The organism is Novosphingobium sp. (assembly GCF_024642085.1).
Classification (GTDB): domain Bacteria; phylum Pseudomonadota; class Alphaproteobacteria; order Sphingomonadales; family Sphingomonadaceae; genus Novosphingobium.
Genome location: NZ_JAHEBV010000013.1, coordinates 14,371 through 30,584, shown reverse-complemented (window position 1 = coordinate 30,584; position 16,214 = coordinate 14,371). Strand labels below are relative to the sequence as shown.

The window sequence follows — 16,214 nt, the reverse complement described above, 5'->3', positions numbered from 1 at the left end:
GCGGTCATGCTGAAACCCATCACCCTTTCCGCCGCCACGCTGGCACTGGCTATCGCCCTTCCCGCCATGTCGCAGGCCCAGCAAGGCGCGCCCTATGTGCTGGCCGAGACCGGACAGGGCTTTTCGCGTTTGCAGGACGCGGTCAACGCGATCGGCGAGGGCACCGGCACGATCCGTGTCGCCAGCGGTCGCCACGCCGATTGCGCGGTGCAGACCGCGGGCGAGATCGCCTTTGTCGCCGCGGTAAATGGCCAGGCGGTGTTCGACGGGACGGCCTGCGAGGGCAAGGCGGCACTGGTGCTGCGCGGCCGCAGCGCCCGGGTCGAAGGGCTGGTTTTCGCCAATATCAAAGTGTCCGATTTCAATGGTGCCGGCATTCGGCTTGAAAAGGGCGCGCTTACGGTCAGCCAGTCCTGGTTCCGCGACAGCCAACAGGGCATCCTGACCGGCGATGATCAATCGGCAACACTCAGCATCGACAAGTCAACGTTCACCCGGCTCGGCACCTGCGAGGGACCGGGCGGCTGCGCCCATGCGGTCTATACCGGCAATTACGGCCTTGTCCGCGTCACGCGAAGCCGCTTTGAAGCAGGGCACGGCGGCCATTACCTGAAAAGCCGGGCAGGCAGGATCGACGTGCGCAATTGCAGTTTCGATGACAGCGCCGGCAAAGGCACCAATTACATGATCGACCTGCCCGGCGGCGCATCGGGCCGGATTGCCGGCAACTGGTTTGTCCAGGGCGCGGACAAGGAAAACCATTCGGCCTTCATCACTGTCGCACCCGAAGGGCGCCAGCACGACAGTTCGGGTCTGGTGATCGAAGCCAACGATGCCCGCATGTCCCCGGCGGTGACCTGGCCCAGCGTGTTCGTTGCCGACTGGTCAGGCGAAGTCACCCGGATCGGAACCAACACGCTTAGCGCCAAGCTCAAGCGCTACGAGAAACGCTGAACAGTTACTTCAGCGGCAGGAACAGGTCGGTCACGGCCAGGTGTTCGGCGACATCGGGAAAGAAGCTTATGCGTTGGGCAAAGGGCGGCGCATCGCGCGCCTCTTCTCCGCTTTCAGGCCACCAGTCGCCATACAGAAAGGCGAAAGCTGCTCGCAAGTCATCCCCTGATCCAATCTGGCGCAGTACTGCACAGCGGCCGCCAGAGATTTCGACGCGCACCATTCCGTCACCTGGTTGGCATTGCGTTGCCACGGCAAGGTCCATTCGGAATGCCTCGGGCAGAACCTCGTCCGGATCGCCCCGAAAGATATTGAAGGTCGCGGCCTTCGACGGCGGCAGATTGTTGGCGCGGCGCCATTCGATCAGCTGACGGATCGAATCGCCGATACGCAGCGGACTGCCGCGGTGGGTAAGGATCACCACGGGCGTGGCGGGGAAGTCGACAATGCGCACGTCGTCCAGCGAATAGGATGCAGTCATGTATGTCCTCCTGACATTTGCCAGCGGCGCTAGTGCCGCGTGCCAGGATTCCCAATCGGGCAGATCACGCAGTCCGGTTGGCGTTTGATCAAGCCAGTTGCGCAGGGCGCGGGCAAAGGCTTCATTGCCTTCATAGCCCGCGTCGATGGCGATCTGGGTGACCGTGTCCTGCCGGAACGCAAGCTGCATCCCCGCGCGTTTGAGCCGCAGTGCCCGCTCATAAGCGCCGACAGTGATCCCATAAAGCGCGGAAAATTGCCGCTGAAAGTGGAATGGCGAAAACGCCGCAACCTCGGCCAGACGCCCAACCTTCAGCGGTTCGTACAGATGCGCATCGATATGCATGAGCACGCGCACCATTCGCTGAAGATAAGCTGCTTTCCGAACCGCGTTCATCCTTTCCTCCTGACAGGCCCGTTATAACCTGCGCAGTCCGGCGATGCCTGTCCGGGAATGCTCTATTTAAACAAATGCCCGCTACGGTCGCGCTTGGTGGCCAGGTAGCGGACATTGTGAGGATTGGCCGGAAGCTGGTGCGGAACCCGTTCGGACACCGTGACACCCGCCGCTTCGAGCGCCGCGACCTTGGCCGGATTGTTGGTCATCAGCCGGATCGCGCCGACGCCGAGCAAGTCAAGCATCCTTGCCGCCACGGGAAAGTCGCGCGCTTCGGTCGGCAGGCCCAGACGGTTGTTGGCGTCGATGGTATCGAAACCCTGGTCTTGCAACTGGTAAGCGCGCAGCTTGTTGATGAGGCCGATGCCGCGCCCTTCCTGGCGCAGGTAAAGCAGCACACCCCAGCCGCCCTTGGTGGCCTCTTCGGCCATCGCCGCCAATGCGGCATCAAGCTGCGGGCCGCAATCGCATTTCAGGCTGCCAAGGATATCGCCAGTCAGACATTCGGAATGAAGCCGGACCAAAGGCGCCCGGTCGCCCGAGCGCTGGCCGATTACCAGCGCAACATGTTCGCGCAGGTCGTCTGCCGAACGGAAGGCGACGATCTCGGCGTCATCGGCAGCGGCAACAGGTAAGCGCGCGCGCGCAGCGACGGACAGCGCAGATGTGTCCTGCCAAACCGACAGATCCTGCGCCGACACGCCCTGCGCCTCGCCGCCGTTGCCGGGATCGACCAGAAAGGCCGGGAGGATACCGGCCAGCCGCGCCAGATCCATGGCCGCGGCGGCGGCTTCGGACCAACCAAGATGCTCGGCACGGAACGGCCCTTTCATGGGATAACGCAAATCCAGCGCCGGATCGGCCAGCGCCCGCGCCTGGGCCAGGTCGAATGGCTCGGCAGCGCGGATCAGCACCGGGGCGTGTGGCTCGGCTGCTTCACGCTGGTTGGCCAGTTTGAGCGTGCCGGCGCGCGCCGCGCTGATCAGCATGGTCGCACTGGTCGCCCCTGGGGCAAAACCGGTCTCTGCCGGCAGCAGCATCGCTCCGCCTTCGACTGCAATCGGCCAGCCATGGCGCAGCGCATCCAGCGCCATGGCCACCCGCCGCGCCGGGCTGGTCACAGATCAAACTCCGTCACCAACGGAATGTGATCGCTCGGCTGTTCCCATTTACGGGTTTCTTCGACCAGCCGGTGACTGCGCGATTGTGCGGCCAGATCGGGCGAGGCCCACATGTGATCGAGCCGCCGTCCGCGATCCTTGTCCTGCCAGTAGGTGCGGTACGACCACCACGAATAGTTCCGTTCCGGAGCAGGAATGTGCTTGCGGCCCAGATCGGCAAAGCCGTGCGCGGTGCGAAAGCGTTCGAGTGCTTCGATCTCTATCGGGGTGTGGCTGACAACCTTCAGCAGCGCCTTGTGATCATAGACGTCGCAATCCAGCGGGGCGATGTTGAAATCGCCGGTGATCACGGTCGGGCAGTCCAGTTTGTCGGCCCAGAAGGCCATGCGTTCGAGGAAGTCCAGCTTCTGGCCGAACTTCACGTTCTGCTCACGGTCCGGCACATCCCCGCCAGCTGGGATGTAGACGTTTTCAATTACCATACCCTGCCCGGCTCCCAGCAGCTCCACGCCGACATGCCGCGCCTCGCCATTGGCTTGCCAGTCATGGCGATCCAGCTCGCGAAAGGGAATGCGGCTTACTGTCGCCACCCCGTGATAGCCTTTTTGCCCGTGGACAGCGCGGTGGGTATATCCCAGGTCCTCGAACACCTCATGGGGGAAGTGCTTTTCCTCGGTCTTGATTTCTTGCAAGCACAGCACATCGGGCTGCTCCTGGATCAGAAATCGCGCCACCTGATTGGCGCGCAGACGGACAGAATTGATGTTCCAGGTAGCTAGAGAAACCATGGCCCGGCTTTAGGTGCGAAGGCGCAGTGCGGCAAGGGCAGCGGCAAGTGCACGTCAACATGCCGAAAGAAAACCCTCGGTCCGGGGGCATTGGACCGAGGGTTCCTTTGTGCGTTCGTCACGCTTTGACGGTGCGCCCTCACTGGAGGTGCGGGCAACAGGGGGGAAACCCGCCTCAGGTCGCGCCGTCACTCACGGTTCTAGGCCGATTTGGCTTGCTGGCCCATGAACAATCGCGCCAGATTTGTCGCAGTTTGTCGCAGCCAGCACACGGCCCACGATGGGCCGTTCGCCCTCATCGACGAGTGGCACTGCGCGGGTCGTTGAACTTGAACGTATTGTCAGGAACCGCCGCGCCATACCGGTGATTACTGAGGTTGATCACGGTGCGGTTATTCTGCGAGTCGAGCGAGGCCCAGCTCGACAGTTCAAGGCCGCCTGGCGCCGATCCCTTGCGCACGAACATCAGGGTAATGATCCCGTATTCCGGATGGCCCTTGTCACGCACTTCGATTCCGACCACGTTCGGATTGCCGACCGGAACCAGCCTTCCGTACTTCATGACGTCGCGGTTCGGATCAAGCAGCGCGCCCAGCGGACTGTTCTTGATCGGCCAGCGTTGCACCTGGCGCACCGAATAGTCGACGAAAGTAAGGGCCGATCCATCGGACACGACCAGGATCGGGACGCCCTTTTCATATTGGAACCGGATCCGGCCCGGGCGCTTCAAGGTCAGCACACCGCCCATCCGTTTGCCATTGCGATCGGTCTGGACGAAATCGGCGCGCAAGGTCGAAATACCGCGCAGCGCACCGACTGCCTGAGCCAGGTCACCCTGTGTGGCGGCACCCTGCGCCAGCACGGCGGAAGGTTGGCTGGCGGAAACGACGAGCACCGCCGAAACGGCGGCACATGCGATAAGGCGGGTTTTGGAAATCAAGCTGTTCATGCCAACTCCGTTAAGGAACGGGGCTTGAACTCTGAATGAACCCCGGGGTTCCTTACTTGATCTTCGCTTCCTTGAACTCGACATGCTTGCGCACGACCGGGTCATACTTGCGGAAGGTCATCTTCTCGGTCGTGTTGCGCGGATTCTTCTTCGTGACGTAGAAGAAGCCGGTGTCGGCGGTGGAGACCAGCCGGATCTTGACGGTTGCGGGCTTCGCCATGGCTCTTGTCCTGAACTCTCGATTCGGGCGCGAAGGCCCCTGAAACTGTTGAGGCGGCACGCAAGCGCCGCCCCGGAAGGTCGCGCCAATGCGTCAGCGCGGGCTGAAAGTCAAGGCTCGGCGCGGCTCAATCGGGCCTGTAGGTCGCGATCGGCTGCAATACCGCATAGTCTTCCACCAACGGCTCGTGGCCCAGTGGCGCCAGAACAAGATCATCGGGCGCAACTGCCGTGTCGGGCAGCCGGTCGAGCAGGTCGCGAATCAGGGTCAGGCGGCCCCGGCGCTGATCGTTGAAATCGACCAGCGTCCAAGGCGCCTTGTCGCTGTGGGTCGCTTTGAGCATAGCCTCGCGCGCCTTGGTGTAGTCAGCATACTTCTCGCGCGCGGCCAGATCGATCGGCGACAGCTTCCAGCGTTTGAGCGGATCATCGAGGCGCTCGGCGAACCGCTCCTCCTGCTTGTCCTGATCTGTCGTCAGCCAATATTTGAACAGCAAAACCCCGTCATCAATCAGCAGATCCTCAAACCGCGGAACCTGAGCCAAAAAAGCCTGAACCTCTTTATCCGTGGCGTAGCCCATGACCTTTTCAACACCGGCCCGGTTGTACCAGCTGCGGTCAAACAGCACGATTTCGCCCGCTGCTGGCAAATGTGCGACATAGCGCTGGAAATACCACTCGGTCTTTTCGCGGTCGCTCGGCTTGGTCAGCGCCACCGTACGGCATTGACGCGGATTTAACGGAGAACGTACCGCTTCGATTGCCCCGCCCTTGCCGGCGGTGTCGCGCCCTTCAAATATGACCAGAACGCGCGCACCGGTCTTGGCGACCCAGCGCGCCATCGCCACCAGTTCTTCCTCAAGCGGGGCGTAGAACGTATCGAACTTTTTGCGCTTTAAGCGTTTCATGAATGGCCATCCCTTAAACGCACAGCTTGCGCCAAGCGCGCGCCCTTAGCAACGGGCCGCAAACGGCGTTGCTGTCCCGCTTTGGAAAAGTTACAACTGCAACCATGTCGCAAGCCCCTGCCCTTGACGAGCCCGACTTTGCCCGATTGCCGCAAGGCGATCCCGCTGTATTCACGGCGCCGCTCAACCGGCCAGACCATGTCGGCGAAGATTGGATCGAACCGCAGCAACGGATCTATTCCAGCGACGAGGACGGCATCTGGAACGACCTGTACGCGCGGCAGATGGATATACTGCCAGGCCGCGCGGCCAGCGCCTTCTTGGCTGGCACGCAAAAGCTTGGGCTGGGACGCAGCGGGGTGCCGGATTTTGCCCGGTTGTCCGAACAGCTGAATGCACTGACCGGTTGGAGCGTGGTGCCCGTGCCGATGCTGATCCCCGATCATGTGTTCTTCTGGCATCTGGCCAACCGGCGTTTTCCCGCCGGCAACTTCATCCGGACGCGCCAAACCTTTGATTATATCCAGGAACCCGACGTGTTCCATGACGTCTTCGGCCATGTTCCGATGCTGGCCGATCCGACCTATGCCGACTATATGCAGGAATACGGCCGGGCCGGCTGGAAGGCGATGCGCTATAACCGGCTGAAATCGCTGGGGTCATTGTACTGGTACACGGTGGAGTTCGGCCTCGTTCTGGAAGGATCGGATTTGCGCGCTTATGGCGCGGGCATCCTGTCCGGCCCGGCCGAGGCGGTGTTCTGCCTGGAGGCACAAAGCCCCAATCGCATCATGCTCAACGTAGACCGGGTAATGCGCACCGACTATGTGATCGATGACCTGCAACCGACCTATTTCGTCATCGAAAGCTTCGACGATTTGTTTCACCAGACTGTCGACCGTGATTTCGACCGGCTTTACCGCAGCCTTGCCCCTGGCTTCACTTATGCCAACACGGCCATAATCGACATTGATGACGTCCTGCACCGCGGCACCCTGGAATATTTCCTGCGCGGCGGACGGGGCAGCGGCGCCGCACCGGTCTGACCTGAATAGAAAAAGGCCGGCGGTCGCTGCAACCGCCGGCCCCTCGGTGCCCCCGGAAGGGGCGCGCAAGTGCTAGTTATTCAGGCTTGGCATCCATCTTGTCAGCCTTGTTTTCCATGGCGTCAGCCTTGGCATCAGCAGCGTCTGCTGCTGCTTCGCCCTTGGCTTCGACGGCCTGTACCTGGTCAGTCGTCGCACCCGACGCATCCATCGCAGCTGCCGATGCATTGATCGACGCTTCAGCGGCTTCACCGGATTCGCGCACAGCCTGTGCCGCTGCTTCGTCAGCGTTTTCCTTGGCGCTGTCGCAAGCCGTCAGGCCCAGGGCCATGGCTGCGGTCGAGGCCAGCATAACGCTCTTGTAAAATGACTTCATGATCTCATCCCTTGTTGGTGCCCACCTGGATCGGGTGCGCTTGAACGCATTGGCGGCGGGCAAACCCTCGCCAACAGGACATCAACAAACCAAGGGGAAACTAGTTCCCGATGTTTTCATCGGGCCAGGAAGAAAATTGCAAGGCCGCCCGCTGCCATCCGGTACCAGGCGAAAGGCGCAAAGCCCGCCCGGCTGACATAGGCAACAAACACCTTGATCACTGCCAGCGCGACGACAAAAGACACGGCAAAGCCGACAGCGATATGCGTCCACCCCACCGGTCCGCCGCCGGCCATCAGTTCGGCGCGGCTGTCCCACAGTTCCAGCGCAGTGGCGCCTACCATGGTCGGGATAGCAAGGAAAAAGCTGAATTCAGCCGCAGTTCGACGTTCTATTCCCATAGCCAGCGCGCCCATGATCGTCGCGCCCGACCGGCTGACACCCGGAATCATCGCTACGCACTGAAACAATCCGACACCCAGCGCCTGGCGCATGGGCAGCTGGGCCACGCCGCTGGCTGGTCCAGTTTTGGCCAGACGTTCGATCGCCAGGATTGCGATCCCGCCTGCGATCAGTGCCCAAGCTACAACCAGCGGACTACCCAGAAGAGCGCGGATCTGGTCCTTGAGCAAAAGTCCGAGAGCGGCAGAGGGCAGAAAACCAAGCAAGACGTTGCGCACGAAAATAAGGCTGATCCGTTCCAGCCGCAGCAGGCCCTTGCCTACCGCCCAGAAGGTCCGCCAGTATTGCACCACCACAGCCAGGATCGCGCCCAGCTGTATGACGACATTAAACACGGCCCAGGTGGCCGCGTCATAGCCGAACAGTTCGGATGCCAGGATCAGATGTCCGGTCGAGGATACAGGGATAAACTCGGTCAGCCCTTCGACGATGCCCAGCAGTATTGCGGTGATGATCAGATCCATGGGCTGCCGCTCAACGCGAGTGGACGGCGCAAGTCAAGCAGCGTCACCGTTGCGGCGGCGCAGCAACGCTGCCTCAACCAAGGGCAGGCGATCGTTACCAAAGAACATATCGGTTTCGTCGACAAAAATCGTCGGAGATCCGAAGCCGCCGCGCGCCACCAGTTCCTCGGTATTGGCGCGCAAGCCCGCCTTGACCTCGGCGCTGGACGCTTCAGCCAGAATCATATCGGGGTCCTCACCTGCTGCGGATATGAACGCGGCCAGCACGGCAGGATCGGTCAGGTCGCGCCAGTGCGCCCACAATGCATCGAACGCGGCAAAGGCGAAGGGCTGGATTTTGCCGCGCGCTGCCATGGCAACGCAGCAGCGCATCACCAGAACGGCATTGACCGGATGGTCGGGCGAGGGGAAGCGGATGGTCAGCCCGGCCAGCCGCGCCCAGTCAAGCAAGTCCTTGGCGTAATAGGCTTCCTTGGCCGGGACCGGATTGGCCCGCGCGGCATAGACCGATTGGTTTGCCGCGTTAAACACACCGCCGACCAGGATCGGGCGCCAGGTGATTTCTTCGCCCAGTCGCAAAGCCAGTGGCACCAGGTTTGACACGCCCAGCCACGTCCACGGTGATGTCACGTCAAAGAACAACTCAATGCGGGGCCGGGTCATGGCAGTCCTCTCCCTTTGCCTCGCATCATGCCCGATCGCCGCGGCTTTACCAGATGCGCAAACGCTTTTCCGGGGGGAGATAAAGTGCATCACCCGGTTGGACGTTGAAGGCGGTGTACCATTCATCGAAATTTCGGACGATGCCATTGATCCGGTATTCATCGGGCGAATGCGGATCGGTTTTGAGCTGCTGACGGGCGGCAGCTTCGCGGCTTTTGCTTTTAAAGGCCTGAGCCCAGCCCATGAAAAAGCGCTGGTCGCCGGTCAACCCGTCGATCACCGGGGCGTCCTTGCCGTTGAGCGACATCTTGTAGGCGCGATAGGCCAGGCTTAACCCGCCCAGATCGCCGATGTTTTCGCCCAGGGTCAGGCGCCCGTTGACGCAGGTCTTGCCGTCATCGAACGGGCAAAGCGCATTGTATTGATCGACCAGCGCTCCGGTCAGCTGTTCAAAATTGGCCTTGTCGCTGGCGGTCCACCAATCGCGCAGGTTGCCCTGCCCGTCGGATTTGGCGCCCTGATCGTCGAAGCCGTGGCCGATCTCGTGACCGATCACGCCGCCAATCGCACCATAGTTGACCGCATCGTCAGCCGATATGTTAAAAAACGGCGGCTGCAGGATCGCAGCGGGAAAAGCGATCTCATTCGCGGTCGGCAGATAATATGCGTTCACCGTTTGCGGGAACATCAGCCACTCCGCCTTGTCGACCGGCTTGCCCAACCGGCCGATATTGTCGGCATAGTTCCAGGCATCGACCGCCAGCGAGTTGGCAAAGGCATCGCTGCCCAGCGCCAGCCCGTCATAGGTCTTGAATGTGGCGGGGTAGCCGATCTTGGTATTGAAGGCGTCCAGCTTGGCCTTGGCCGCGACCCGCGTTTCCGGGCCCATCCATTCAAGCTGCGTCAGGTTGACCGCCATTGCCGCACGCAGGTTGCCGACCAGACGGTCCATCGCGGCCTTGTTTTCTGCCGGGAAAAAACGCTGGGCATAGACCTGCCCGGCCAATTCACCGACTGCGCCTTCAACCGCACCGATCGCCCGTTTCCAGCGCGGACGCTGCTGCGGTTGCCCGCTGAGCGTTGTGCCGTAGAAGGCAAAGTTCGCATCATCGATCCGCTTGGGCAGCACGGCCGCCTTGGATGCGATAAAGCGCAGGGCCAGCCATGCCTGCCAGGTTGCCATCGGTTCGGTTGCGATCATCCGGGCCAGCGCCGGTACGCCGCCGCCCAGCTTGGCAGCCATTTCCGGGGTGTACTTGGCTGCGATCAGTTCTTCCCTGGTCGGCGGCATCTGCGCGACAATGATATCTTGCGCAGCGCCCAGGCCGGCGCGTTCCAGCATCGGGCGCAGCGGCACGTCGGGCGCCAGCGCGGCAAACTCGGCAATCGAGATCTTGTTGTAGGTCAGATCACGGTTGCGCCCCAGCGCCCTGTCCCAATTCTGCGCAGCCATACGCTTTTCCAGCTGGAACACCGCTTCAGCCGTGGCCTTCGGATCAGTGTAAGTCAGTTCGCCCGCCAAAAATGCCAGGTATTCCTTGTATTTGGCAACGATGGTCTGGTTGCGCTCGCTATCGACCAAATAATAGTCGCGGTCAGGCAGACCCAGCGAAGCCTGACGTGCCGACAAGGCGTTGATGCTGCTGTTCTTGCCGTCCGGTCCAACACCAAGGTTCACCGGTGACGCCAAGCCAGGGGTCATGAACAGCGCGGCCAGATCGTCCAGGTTCCTGGCGCCGTAAATCCGCTGAAGCACGGGATAGGCCGGAGCGAGACCCGCTGCCTCGATGCCGTCGGTGTTCATGAACGCGTTATAGGCTGCGGCCACGCGCGCGCCCGGCGAGGCGGCTGCTTGCGGCGTGCCCGTCACTTCATCCATGATCGTTTTCATCCGCGCTTCGGACAGATCACGCAAAGCGATGAAGCCACCAGTTTCGGTCCGGTCAGCAGGAATTTCTGCCGCGGCCAGCCACTTGCCGTTGACGTACTGGTTAAAATCGTTGCCCGGCCTTACGGCGGTGTCAACGTTGGCAGTCTGGATACCCCAGCCCCAAACCCCGACATCGACTGACGGCGCAGTTTGGGCGATAGCAGGCGCGGCCAGCGTAAGACCAAGCGCGGATGCGGCAAGGATGCCGGCGTAACGGATTTTCATGGATGCACCCTGATTTGCGACCTTTATTATGATCGCAGGCTAGCCATACTTGCGCGTCAGGCCAATGCCGCTAGCCGGTCTGGCTGGACCGTTCGTCGAATTGCAGACTGGCCAACCTGGCATACAGGCCGCCGGCTGCGGTCAGCGTGTCGTGGGTGCCGGTTTCAACTATCCGCCCATGATCCATCACCACGATCCGGTCAGCCGCGCGCACGGTAGCCAGGCGGTGGGCGATGACGAGGGTCGTGCGGTCTGCCATCAGCCGGTCAAGCGCGTCCTGCACCAGCCGTTCGCTTTCGGCATCCAGCGCGCTGGTCGCCTCGTCCAGCAGCAGGATCGGCGCGGCACGAAGCACGGCACGTGCAATCGCCATGCGCTGGCGCTGCCCGCCCGACAGTCGCGCCCCGCCCTCGCCCAGAAAGGTATCGATCCCTTCCGGCAGCGCGCGCAGGAACGTTTCGGCATTGGCGGCGCGGGCCGCGTCCCAGATCGCGTCCTCGTCCGCGTCCCAGTTGCCATAGCGCAGGTTGTCGCGCGCCGTTGCGGCAAACAGCACCGCCTCTTGCGGAACCAGCGCGATGCGGCGGCGAATTGCGGCGGGATCGGCGGCGGTCAGCGGCACCCCGTCAAGCTTGATCGCACCGGACTGCGGATCATAAAACCGCTCAGCCAGCTGGAACAGGGTCGATTTGCCGGCGCCGGAAGGACCGACAATTGCCACCGTCTCGCCCGGTTCGACCACCAGCGAGAAATCGGCCAGCGCCGCGGTATCTAGACGAGTGGGATAGCGGAACGATACATGCTCGAAAGCCAGCTTGCCGCGCGGTGGCTGCGGCAGATCAAGCGGGCGTGCCGGCGCAGCAATCGCAGGCTTTTCGTTAAGCAGTTCGTTGAGGCGGCTGGCCGCCCCCGCTCCGCGCAGCAGATCGCCATAAACTTCGGTCAGTGCGCCAAAGGCCCCGGCAACGATCCCGGCCGTAACCACAAAGGCAAAAATGGTTCCCCCCGTCACTGTGCCGTGCGCCACGCCGATCGCGCCCTGCCACACCAGCATCACGATCGAGCCGAAAATGGCGGTGATCGCCAAAGCCGTCATGATGGCGCGCAAACGGATGCGGCGACGTCCGGTTTCAAACGTACGCTCAACCGCGCCGGCAAAACGGTCAAGTTCGCGGTGTTCCTGATTGAAGGCCTGGACGATCCGCATGCCGCCCAGCGTTTCGGCCACGATGGTGCCAATGTCGGCCACCCGGTCCTGGCTGGAGCGCGAAATCGAGCGGACGCGGCGGCCGAAAATCATGATCGGCAGGATGACGAGTGGTATGCCGATCAGCAATCCAGCCGCAAGCTTGGGCGCCAGAACGAACAGATAACCGATGCCCAGTGTGCCCATAATCAGGTTGCGCAGCGCGACTGATACCGTGGTGCCGACCACCTGTTCGATAAGCGCTGTATCCGCAGTCATGCGTGAGGAAATCTCGCTAGGGCTGTTGGCCTCAAAGAACGAGGGCGACAGGCGCAGCAGGTTTGCCTGCACTTTCAGCCGGATATCAGCGACAACCCGCTCACCCAGCCAGGATACGAAGTAGAACCGGCTTGCGGTTCCGGCGCCGAGCACCAGCACAAGCAGAAACAGATAACGGAACCACCGCCCGATCGCATCAACATCGCCGCCTGCTGCAAAACCGCGATCGATAATCAGCCGAAAACTGGCGGGGATTCCGATGGTTGCGGTGGCGGTGACAAGCAGTGCGAGCAGGGCAAAAAGAACCTGCCGGGGGTATTTGCCCGTTTCGCGCCAGATCATGCGCAGCGGACCCAGGGTGCGCGCAGGTTTGGCGGGCTGCAGCGCCGGGCTATCCGGCAGGGCTTCGGGGTCGGCCGGAAGAGGCTGGGAACTCATGGTCCAGCGCCCTAGCACAGCCGCGCTGCGGGGAAAGTCTCAATTGCAGACCCTTTGTGCACTGCGGCGCGATATATTGCATTGCACAATCCAGCGAATCGCGCCACGTTGACCGATCACCACGGCCGCAAGGGGCCCGCAGGAAGGAACCAAAGCGCCGTGCTTTACACGATGTACGAACTTAACCGCTCGTGGATGAACGCGGCCAGTAGCTGGGCCTCGATCGGGGCGGAAATGCTGGGCAACCCAGCCCTGCCGTTCGGCTACAATGGCTTCAGCCCGGTGATTGCATCAGCATTAGAAGTGTTTGCCCACGCTTCGGCCAATTATGGCAAGCCGGCATTCGACATCGAAACCGCTACCGTCGATGGTCAGACCTTTCCGGTGACCGAAGCGATCGTCGTGCACAAGCCGTTCGGCAACCTGCTGCGCTTTACCCACACGGGCTTGCCGGCCAATGCTCCGCGGTTGCTGATCGTCGCGCCGATGAGCGGGCACTTCGCCACGCTGCTGCGCGGAACAGTCGCGCGGATGATTGAGCGCTGCGAAGTCTATGTTACCGACTGGGCTGATGCGCGCATGGTGCCGCTGAGCGCGGGCGAGTTCGATCTGGACGATTACATCGACTATCTGATCGACTATTTCGAACATATCGGCCCTGGTGCGCATGCTCTTGCAGTGTGCCAGCCTTCGGTCCCGACCCTGGCCGCCGCTGCCATCATGGCCGATACCAAGAACGCATGCCGTCCGCTGACCCTGACCATGATGGGCGGGCCGATTGACACGCGCGAGGCGCCGACATCGGTGAACGATCTGGCCATGCAGCGGCCGATCGAATGGTTCCGCCACACGGTGATTGCAACGGTGCCGCTGCAATATCCAGGAGCCGGACGCCGGGTCTATCCAGGCTTCATGCAGCTTGCCGGGTTCATGAGCATGAACATGGGCAACCACATGCAAAGCCATTATCACCTGTTCAAGCATCTGGTGGCCGGCGACGGCGAAAGCGCCGATGCGACCAAGGCGTTCTATGACGAATACCGCTCGGTCTGCGATCTTAACGCATCATACTACCTGCAAACGGTGGAAGAGGTTTTCCAGAAGCATTCGCTGCCTAACGGGACTTTCGTTCATCGCGGCAAACTGGTCGATCTGGGCAAGATCAGCGATACCGCGCTGCTGGCGGTCGAGGGAGAGCGTGACGACATTTCCGGGATCGGCCAGACCAAGGCGGCGCTGCACCTGGCCACCGGGCTGGCTGAAACAAAGAAACAGTACCTGCTCGCCCCGGAAGTGGGCCACTACGGCATCTTCAACGGCAGCCGCTGGCGCGACCAGATAGCCCCGGTACTGGAAGACTGGATCGCCCGGTTCGACCGGCCGGCGTTAAAGGTGGTCGCCTGATGGTCAGCCGGACGGCGTAGCCACTGCTTCGGGCGGCACCCGCAGGAATATCCGGCGCAATACCCGCCAGGCAATAACCATCAGCGCGACCGCCAGTACCAGCAGCACGAACGCCACCATGCCGGCGACAACCGGGTGGCTGTAGGCAAGGTACAACAGGCCTGTCGTCGCCACATCCTCAACCGCTGACACCGCAACATTACTGAACGGTTCGGGGCTGGTGTTGACCACAGCCCGCGCGCTGGCCTTACCGCCATGAGCAAGCAGCGATGCCCCGCCGCCCAGAATAAATGCGATTGCCTGGGTGGCGGGATCGGACGGATCGACAACGGCCAGCGCCAGCAAGGCCCCGCCCAGCGGCCGGATCAGAGTGTGGATCGTGTCCCAGATAGTGTCGAGCCAGATCACCTTATCGGCAAAAAACTCAAGAAACGCGGCCAGGCCGGCAACGCCCATGACCCACGGATTTGCCAGCACCTGCAAAGATGCCAGATGCTCGGGCAGCGGCAAAACGCCAAACCGCATGGCGAGGCCGGTGGCCAGCACGCACAGGTAAAGCCGCCACCCCGCCAGCAGGCTGACGCTGCCCGCAACGCCAAGTATTTCCATGATACCAAGGTGTTCGGCCATTTGCCACCGGTCCCCTTCCCGTTTTAGCGGTGAAGGATGGGATCAAACCCCGCAAATGGCAAGGCCGCGCAATCGGATGGATCGCGCGGCCCGTATCGCCCAAAACAAGCGGCAGATCAGAGGACTTCGAACAGCCCTGCTGCGCCCATGCCGCCGCCCACGCACATGGTCACCACGACATATTTGGCGCCGCGACGCTTACCTTCGATCAGCGCGTGCATCGTGCAGCGCGCGCCGGTCATTCCATAGGGGTGGCCGATCGAGATCGACCCGCCGTTGACGTTGAGCAGATCATTGGGGATGCCCAGCTTGTCGCGGCAATAAAGAACCTGCACGGCGAAAGCTTCGTTCAGTTCCCACAGACCGACCTCGTCCATTTTGACATCAAAACGGCTGAGCAGCTTGGGGATTGCGTAGACCGGACCAATGCCCATTTCGTCCGGCTCGGTACCCGCCACCGCCATGCCGACATAGCGGCCGAGCGGGGTCAGCCCCTTTTTCGCGGCAAGCGCCGCTTCCATCACGATCACCGCGGCCGAACCGTCGGACAGCTGGCTGGCATTGCCGGCTGTAACGATGCCTTCTGGCAGGACAGACTTGAGGCTGCTGAGCCCTTCAAGCGTTGTTTCAGGCCGGTTGCCTTCGTCCTTGGCAAGGGTCACGTCGTGCATGGTGACTTCGCCAGTTTCCTTGTTGGCGACGCCCATGGTCGCGCTGCACGCGACGATTTCGTCATCGAACTTGCCGGCAGCCTGGGCTGCGGCGGTGCGCTGCTGCGACTGGAAGGCATATTCATCGCAGGCGTCGCGGCCGATGTCATAGCGCTTGCCAACCACTTCGGCGGTTTGCAGCATGGGCATGTAGATCGCGCCGTGCATTTCCATCAGCGCCCGATCAGGGGCAACGCGCATGTCCTTGGTCTGGACCATGCTGATCGATTCCTGGCCGCCTGCGGCGACCACGTCCATGCGGTCGATGATCACCTGCTTGGATGCCGTGGCAATGGACATCAGACCTGACGAGCACTGCCGGTCCATGCTCATTCCGGAAACGCTCACCGGCAGCCCGGCGCGCAGCGCGACCTGGCGGGCGATGTTGCCGCCTTGGGTACCCTGCTGCAGGGCCGAACCCCACAGCACATCGTCCACTTCGCCGCCGTCGATCCCGGCGCGGGCTACTGCTTCGCGCAGGCTATAGGCGCCTAGCGTGGCGCCGCTGGTTGCGTTGAACGCGCCCTTGTAGGCGCGGCCGATCGGGGTGCGCGCGGCGGCGACAATTAATGCATCACGTGACAT

Annotated in this window: 16 protein-coding genes; 3 read left to right on the top strand and 13 right to left on the bottom strand. The window is 62.1% G+C overall.

From position 1 onward, the window contains the following. The first annotated feature begins 6 nt into the window (after positions 1-6). On the top strand, positions 7-954 hold the full coding sequence (locus Q0L62_RS07415) for a right-handed parallel beta-helix repeat-containing protein (protein ID WP_296678460.1): 948 nt from the start codon (positions 7-9) through the stop codon (positions 952-954). Between the two features lie 4 nt (positions 955-958). On the opposite strand, the gene Q0L62_RS07410 is transcribed toward Q0L62_RS07415, so the two are convergent. The 6 genes from Q0L62_RS07410 to ppk2 form a co-directional block, all read right to left on the bottom strand. Continuing rightward, on the bottom strand, positions 959-1,831 hold the full coding sequence (locus Q0L62_RS07410) for a GyrI-like domain-containing protein (RefSeq protein WP_296678459.1): 873 nt from the start codon (positions 1,829-1,831) through the stop codon (positions 959-961). Positions 1,832-1,893: 62 nt separating this feature from the next. Further along, positions 1,894-2,925 carry a GTP cyclohydrolase II gene (gene ribA / locus Q0L62_RS07405; protein ID WP_296678553.1) on the bottom strand — a complete coding sequence of 344 codons (1,032 nt, stop codon included), beginning with the start codon at positions 2,923-2,925 and terminating at the stop codon, positions 1,894-1,896. 23 nt (positions 2,926-2,948) lie between these two features. Further along, on the bottom strand, positions 2,949-3,740 hold the full coding sequence (locus tag Q0L62_RS07400) for an exodeoxyribonuclease III (protein WP_296678456.1): 792 nt from the start codon (positions 3,738-3,740) through the stop codon (positions 2,949-2,951). Between the two features lie 295 nt (positions 3,741-4,035). Beyond that, positions 4,036-4,689 (bottom strand): outer membrane lipoprotein carrier protein LolA, encoded by a 654-nt coding sequence (locus Q0L62_RS07395; RefSeq protein WP_296678454.1) that lies wholly within the window; start codon positions 4,687-4,689, stop codon positions 4,036-4,038. Between the two features lie 52 nt (positions 4,690-4,741). Further along, positions 4,742-4,909: a 50S ribosomal protein L33 gene (gene rpmG, locus Q0L62_RS07390; protein ID WP_086490179.1), complete on the bottom strand. Its 168-nt coding sequence runs from the start codon at positions 4,907-4,909 to the stop codon at positions 4,742-4,744. Positions 4,910-5,036: 127 nt separating this feature from the next. Further along, the gene (ppk2, locus tag Q0L62_RS07385; RefSeq protein WP_296678447.1) at positions 5,037-5,816 is read right to left on the bottom strand and encodes a polyphosphate kinase 2; all 780 of its coding nucleotides are present in this window, start codon (positions 5,814-5,816) and stop codon (positions 5,037-5,039) included. Positions 5,817-5,920: 104 nt separating this feature from the next. Between ppk2 and phhA the strand changes: the two genes are divergently transcribed. Further along, complete coding sequence (phhA, locus tag Q0L62_RS07380) at positions 5,921-6,862, top strand: phenylalanine 4-monooxygenase (RefSeq protein ID WP_296678445.1); 942 nt, start codon at positions 5,921-5,923, stop codon at positions 6,860-6,862. Positions 6,863-6,938: 76 nt separating this feature from the next. Here phhA and Q0L62_RS07375 read toward each other — a convergent pair whose 3' ends face one another. From Q0L62_RS07375 to Q0L62_RS07355, 5 genes are all read right to left on the bottom strand, one after another. Further along, positions 6,939-7,238, bottom strand: a complete 300-nt coding sequence (locus Q0L62_RS07375; protein ID WP_296678443.1) for a hypothetical protein — start codon at positions 7,236-7,238, stop codon at positions 6,939-6,941. Between the two features lie 116 nt (positions 7,239-7,354). Beyond that, positions 7,355-8,164 (bottom strand): undecaprenyl-diphosphate phosphatase, encoded by an 810-nt coding sequence (locus tag Q0L62_RS07370; protein WP_296678440.1) that lies wholly within the window; start codon positions 8,162-8,164, stop codon positions 7,355-7,357. A gap of 33 nt (positions 8,165-8,197) precedes the next feature. Next, entirely contained in the window at positions 8,198-8,827 is a 630-nt protein-coding gene (locus Q0L62_RS07365; RefSeq protein WP_296678438.1) for a 2-hydroxychromene-2-carboxylate isomerase, read from the bottom strand. Positions 8,828-8,873: 46 nt separating this feature from the next. Next, the gene (locus Q0L62_RS07360) at positions 8,874-10,982 is read right to left on the bottom strand and encodes a M13 family metallopeptidase (protein ID WP_296678436.1); all 2,109 of its coding nucleotides are present in this window, start codon (positions 10,980-10,982) and stop codon (positions 8,874-8,876) included. 70 nt (positions 10,983-11,052) lie between these two features. Beyond that, positions 11,053-12,789, bottom strand: coding sequence for an ABC transporter transmembrane domain-containing protein (locus Q0L62_RS07355; RefSeq protein WP_296678551.1), 1,737 nt, complete (start codon positions 12,787-12,789; stop codon positions 11,053-11,055). 255 nt (positions 12,790-13,044) lie between these two features. Between Q0L62_RS07355 and Q0L62_RS07350 the strand changes: the two genes are divergently transcribed. Further along, a complete protein-coding gene (locus Q0L62_RS07350) occupies positions 13,045-14,289 on the top strand; it encodes a polyhydroxyalkanoate depolymerase (RefSeq protein ID WP_296678549.1) in 1,245 nt (414 codons plus the stop codon). Positions 14,290-14,292: 3 nt separating this feature from the next. Here Q0L62_RS07350 and Q0L62_RS07345 read toward each other — a convergent pair whose 3' ends face one another. Together Q0L62_RS07345 and Q0L62_RS07340 are read right to left on the bottom strand one after the other, a co-directional pair. Next, the gene (locus tag Q0L62_RS07345) at positions 14,293-14,919 is read right to left on the bottom strand and encodes a DUF4126 domain-containing protein (RefSeq protein ID WP_296678433.1); all 627 of its coding nucleotides are present in this window, start codon (positions 14,917-14,919) and stop codon (positions 14,293-14,295) included. A gap of 116 nt (positions 14,920-15,035) precedes the next feature. Then, on the bottom strand, positions 15,036-16,214 hold the full coding sequence (locus Q0L62_RS07340; RefSeq protein WP_296678432.1) for an acetyl-CoA C-acyltransferase: 1,179 nt from the start codon (positions 16,212-16,214) through the stop codon (positions 15,036-15,038).

Coding starts and splice junctions, on each gene's coding strand:
- Q0L62_RS07375 (WP_296678443.1), bottom strand. CDS start 7,238: ATGAAGTCATTTTACAAGAGCGTTATGCTGGCCTCGACCGCAGCCATG.
- Q0L62_RS07340 (WP_296678432.1), bottom strand. CDS start 16,214: ATGTCACGTGATGCATTAATTGTCGCCGCCGCGCGCACCCCGATCGGC.
- ppk2 (WP_296678447.1), bottom strand. CDS start 5,816: ATGAAACGCTTAAAGCGCAAAAAGTTCGATACGTTCTACGCCCCGCTT.
- Q0L62_RS07400 (WP_296678456.1), bottom strand. CDS start 3,740: ATGGTTTCTCTAGCTACCTGGAACATCAATTCTGTCCGTCTGCGCGCC.
- Q0L62_RS07395 (WP_296678454.1), bottom strand. CDS start 4,689: ATGAACAGCTTGATTTCCAAAACCCGCCTTATCGCATGTGCCGCCGTT.
- Q0L62_RS07370 (WP_296678440.1), bottom strand. CDS start 8,164: ATGGATCTGATCATCACCGCAATACTGCTGGGCATCGTCGAAGGGCTG.
- Q0L62_RS07355 (WP_296678551.1), bottom strand. CDS start 12,789: ATGATCTGGCGCGAAACGGGCAAATACCCCCGGCAGGTTCTTTTTGCC.
- phhA (WP_296678445.1), top strand. CDS start 5,921: ATGTCGCAAGCCCCTGCCCTTGACGAGCCCGACTTTGCCCGATTGCCG.
- ribA (WP_296678553.1), bottom strand. CDS start 2,925: ATGGCGCTGGATGCGCTGCGCCATGGCTGGCCGATTGCAGTCGAAGGC.
- Q0L62_RS07415 (WP_296678460.1), top strand. CDS start 7: ATGCTGAAACCCATCACCCTTTCCGCCGCCACGCTGGCACTGGCTATC.
- rpmG (WP_086490179.1), bottom strand. CDS start 4,909: ATGGCGAAGCCCGCAACCGTCAAGATCCGGCTGGTCTCCACCGCCGAC.
- Q0L62_RS07410 (WP_296678459.1), bottom strand. CDS start 1,831: ATGAACGCGGTTCGGAAAGCAGCTTATCTTCAGCGAATGGTGCGCGTG.
- Q0L62_RS07345 (WP_296678433.1), bottom strand. CDS start 14,919: ATGGCCGAACACCTTGGTATCATGGAAATACTTGGCGTTGCGGGCAGC.
- Q0L62_RS07365 (WP_296678438.1), bottom strand. CDS start 8,827: ATGACCCGGCCCCGCATTGAGTTGTTCTTTGACGTGACATCACCGTGG.
- Q0L62_RS07360 (WP_296678436.1), bottom strand. CDS start 10,982: ATGAAAATCCGTTACGCCGGCATCCTTGCCGCATCCGCGCTTGGTCTT.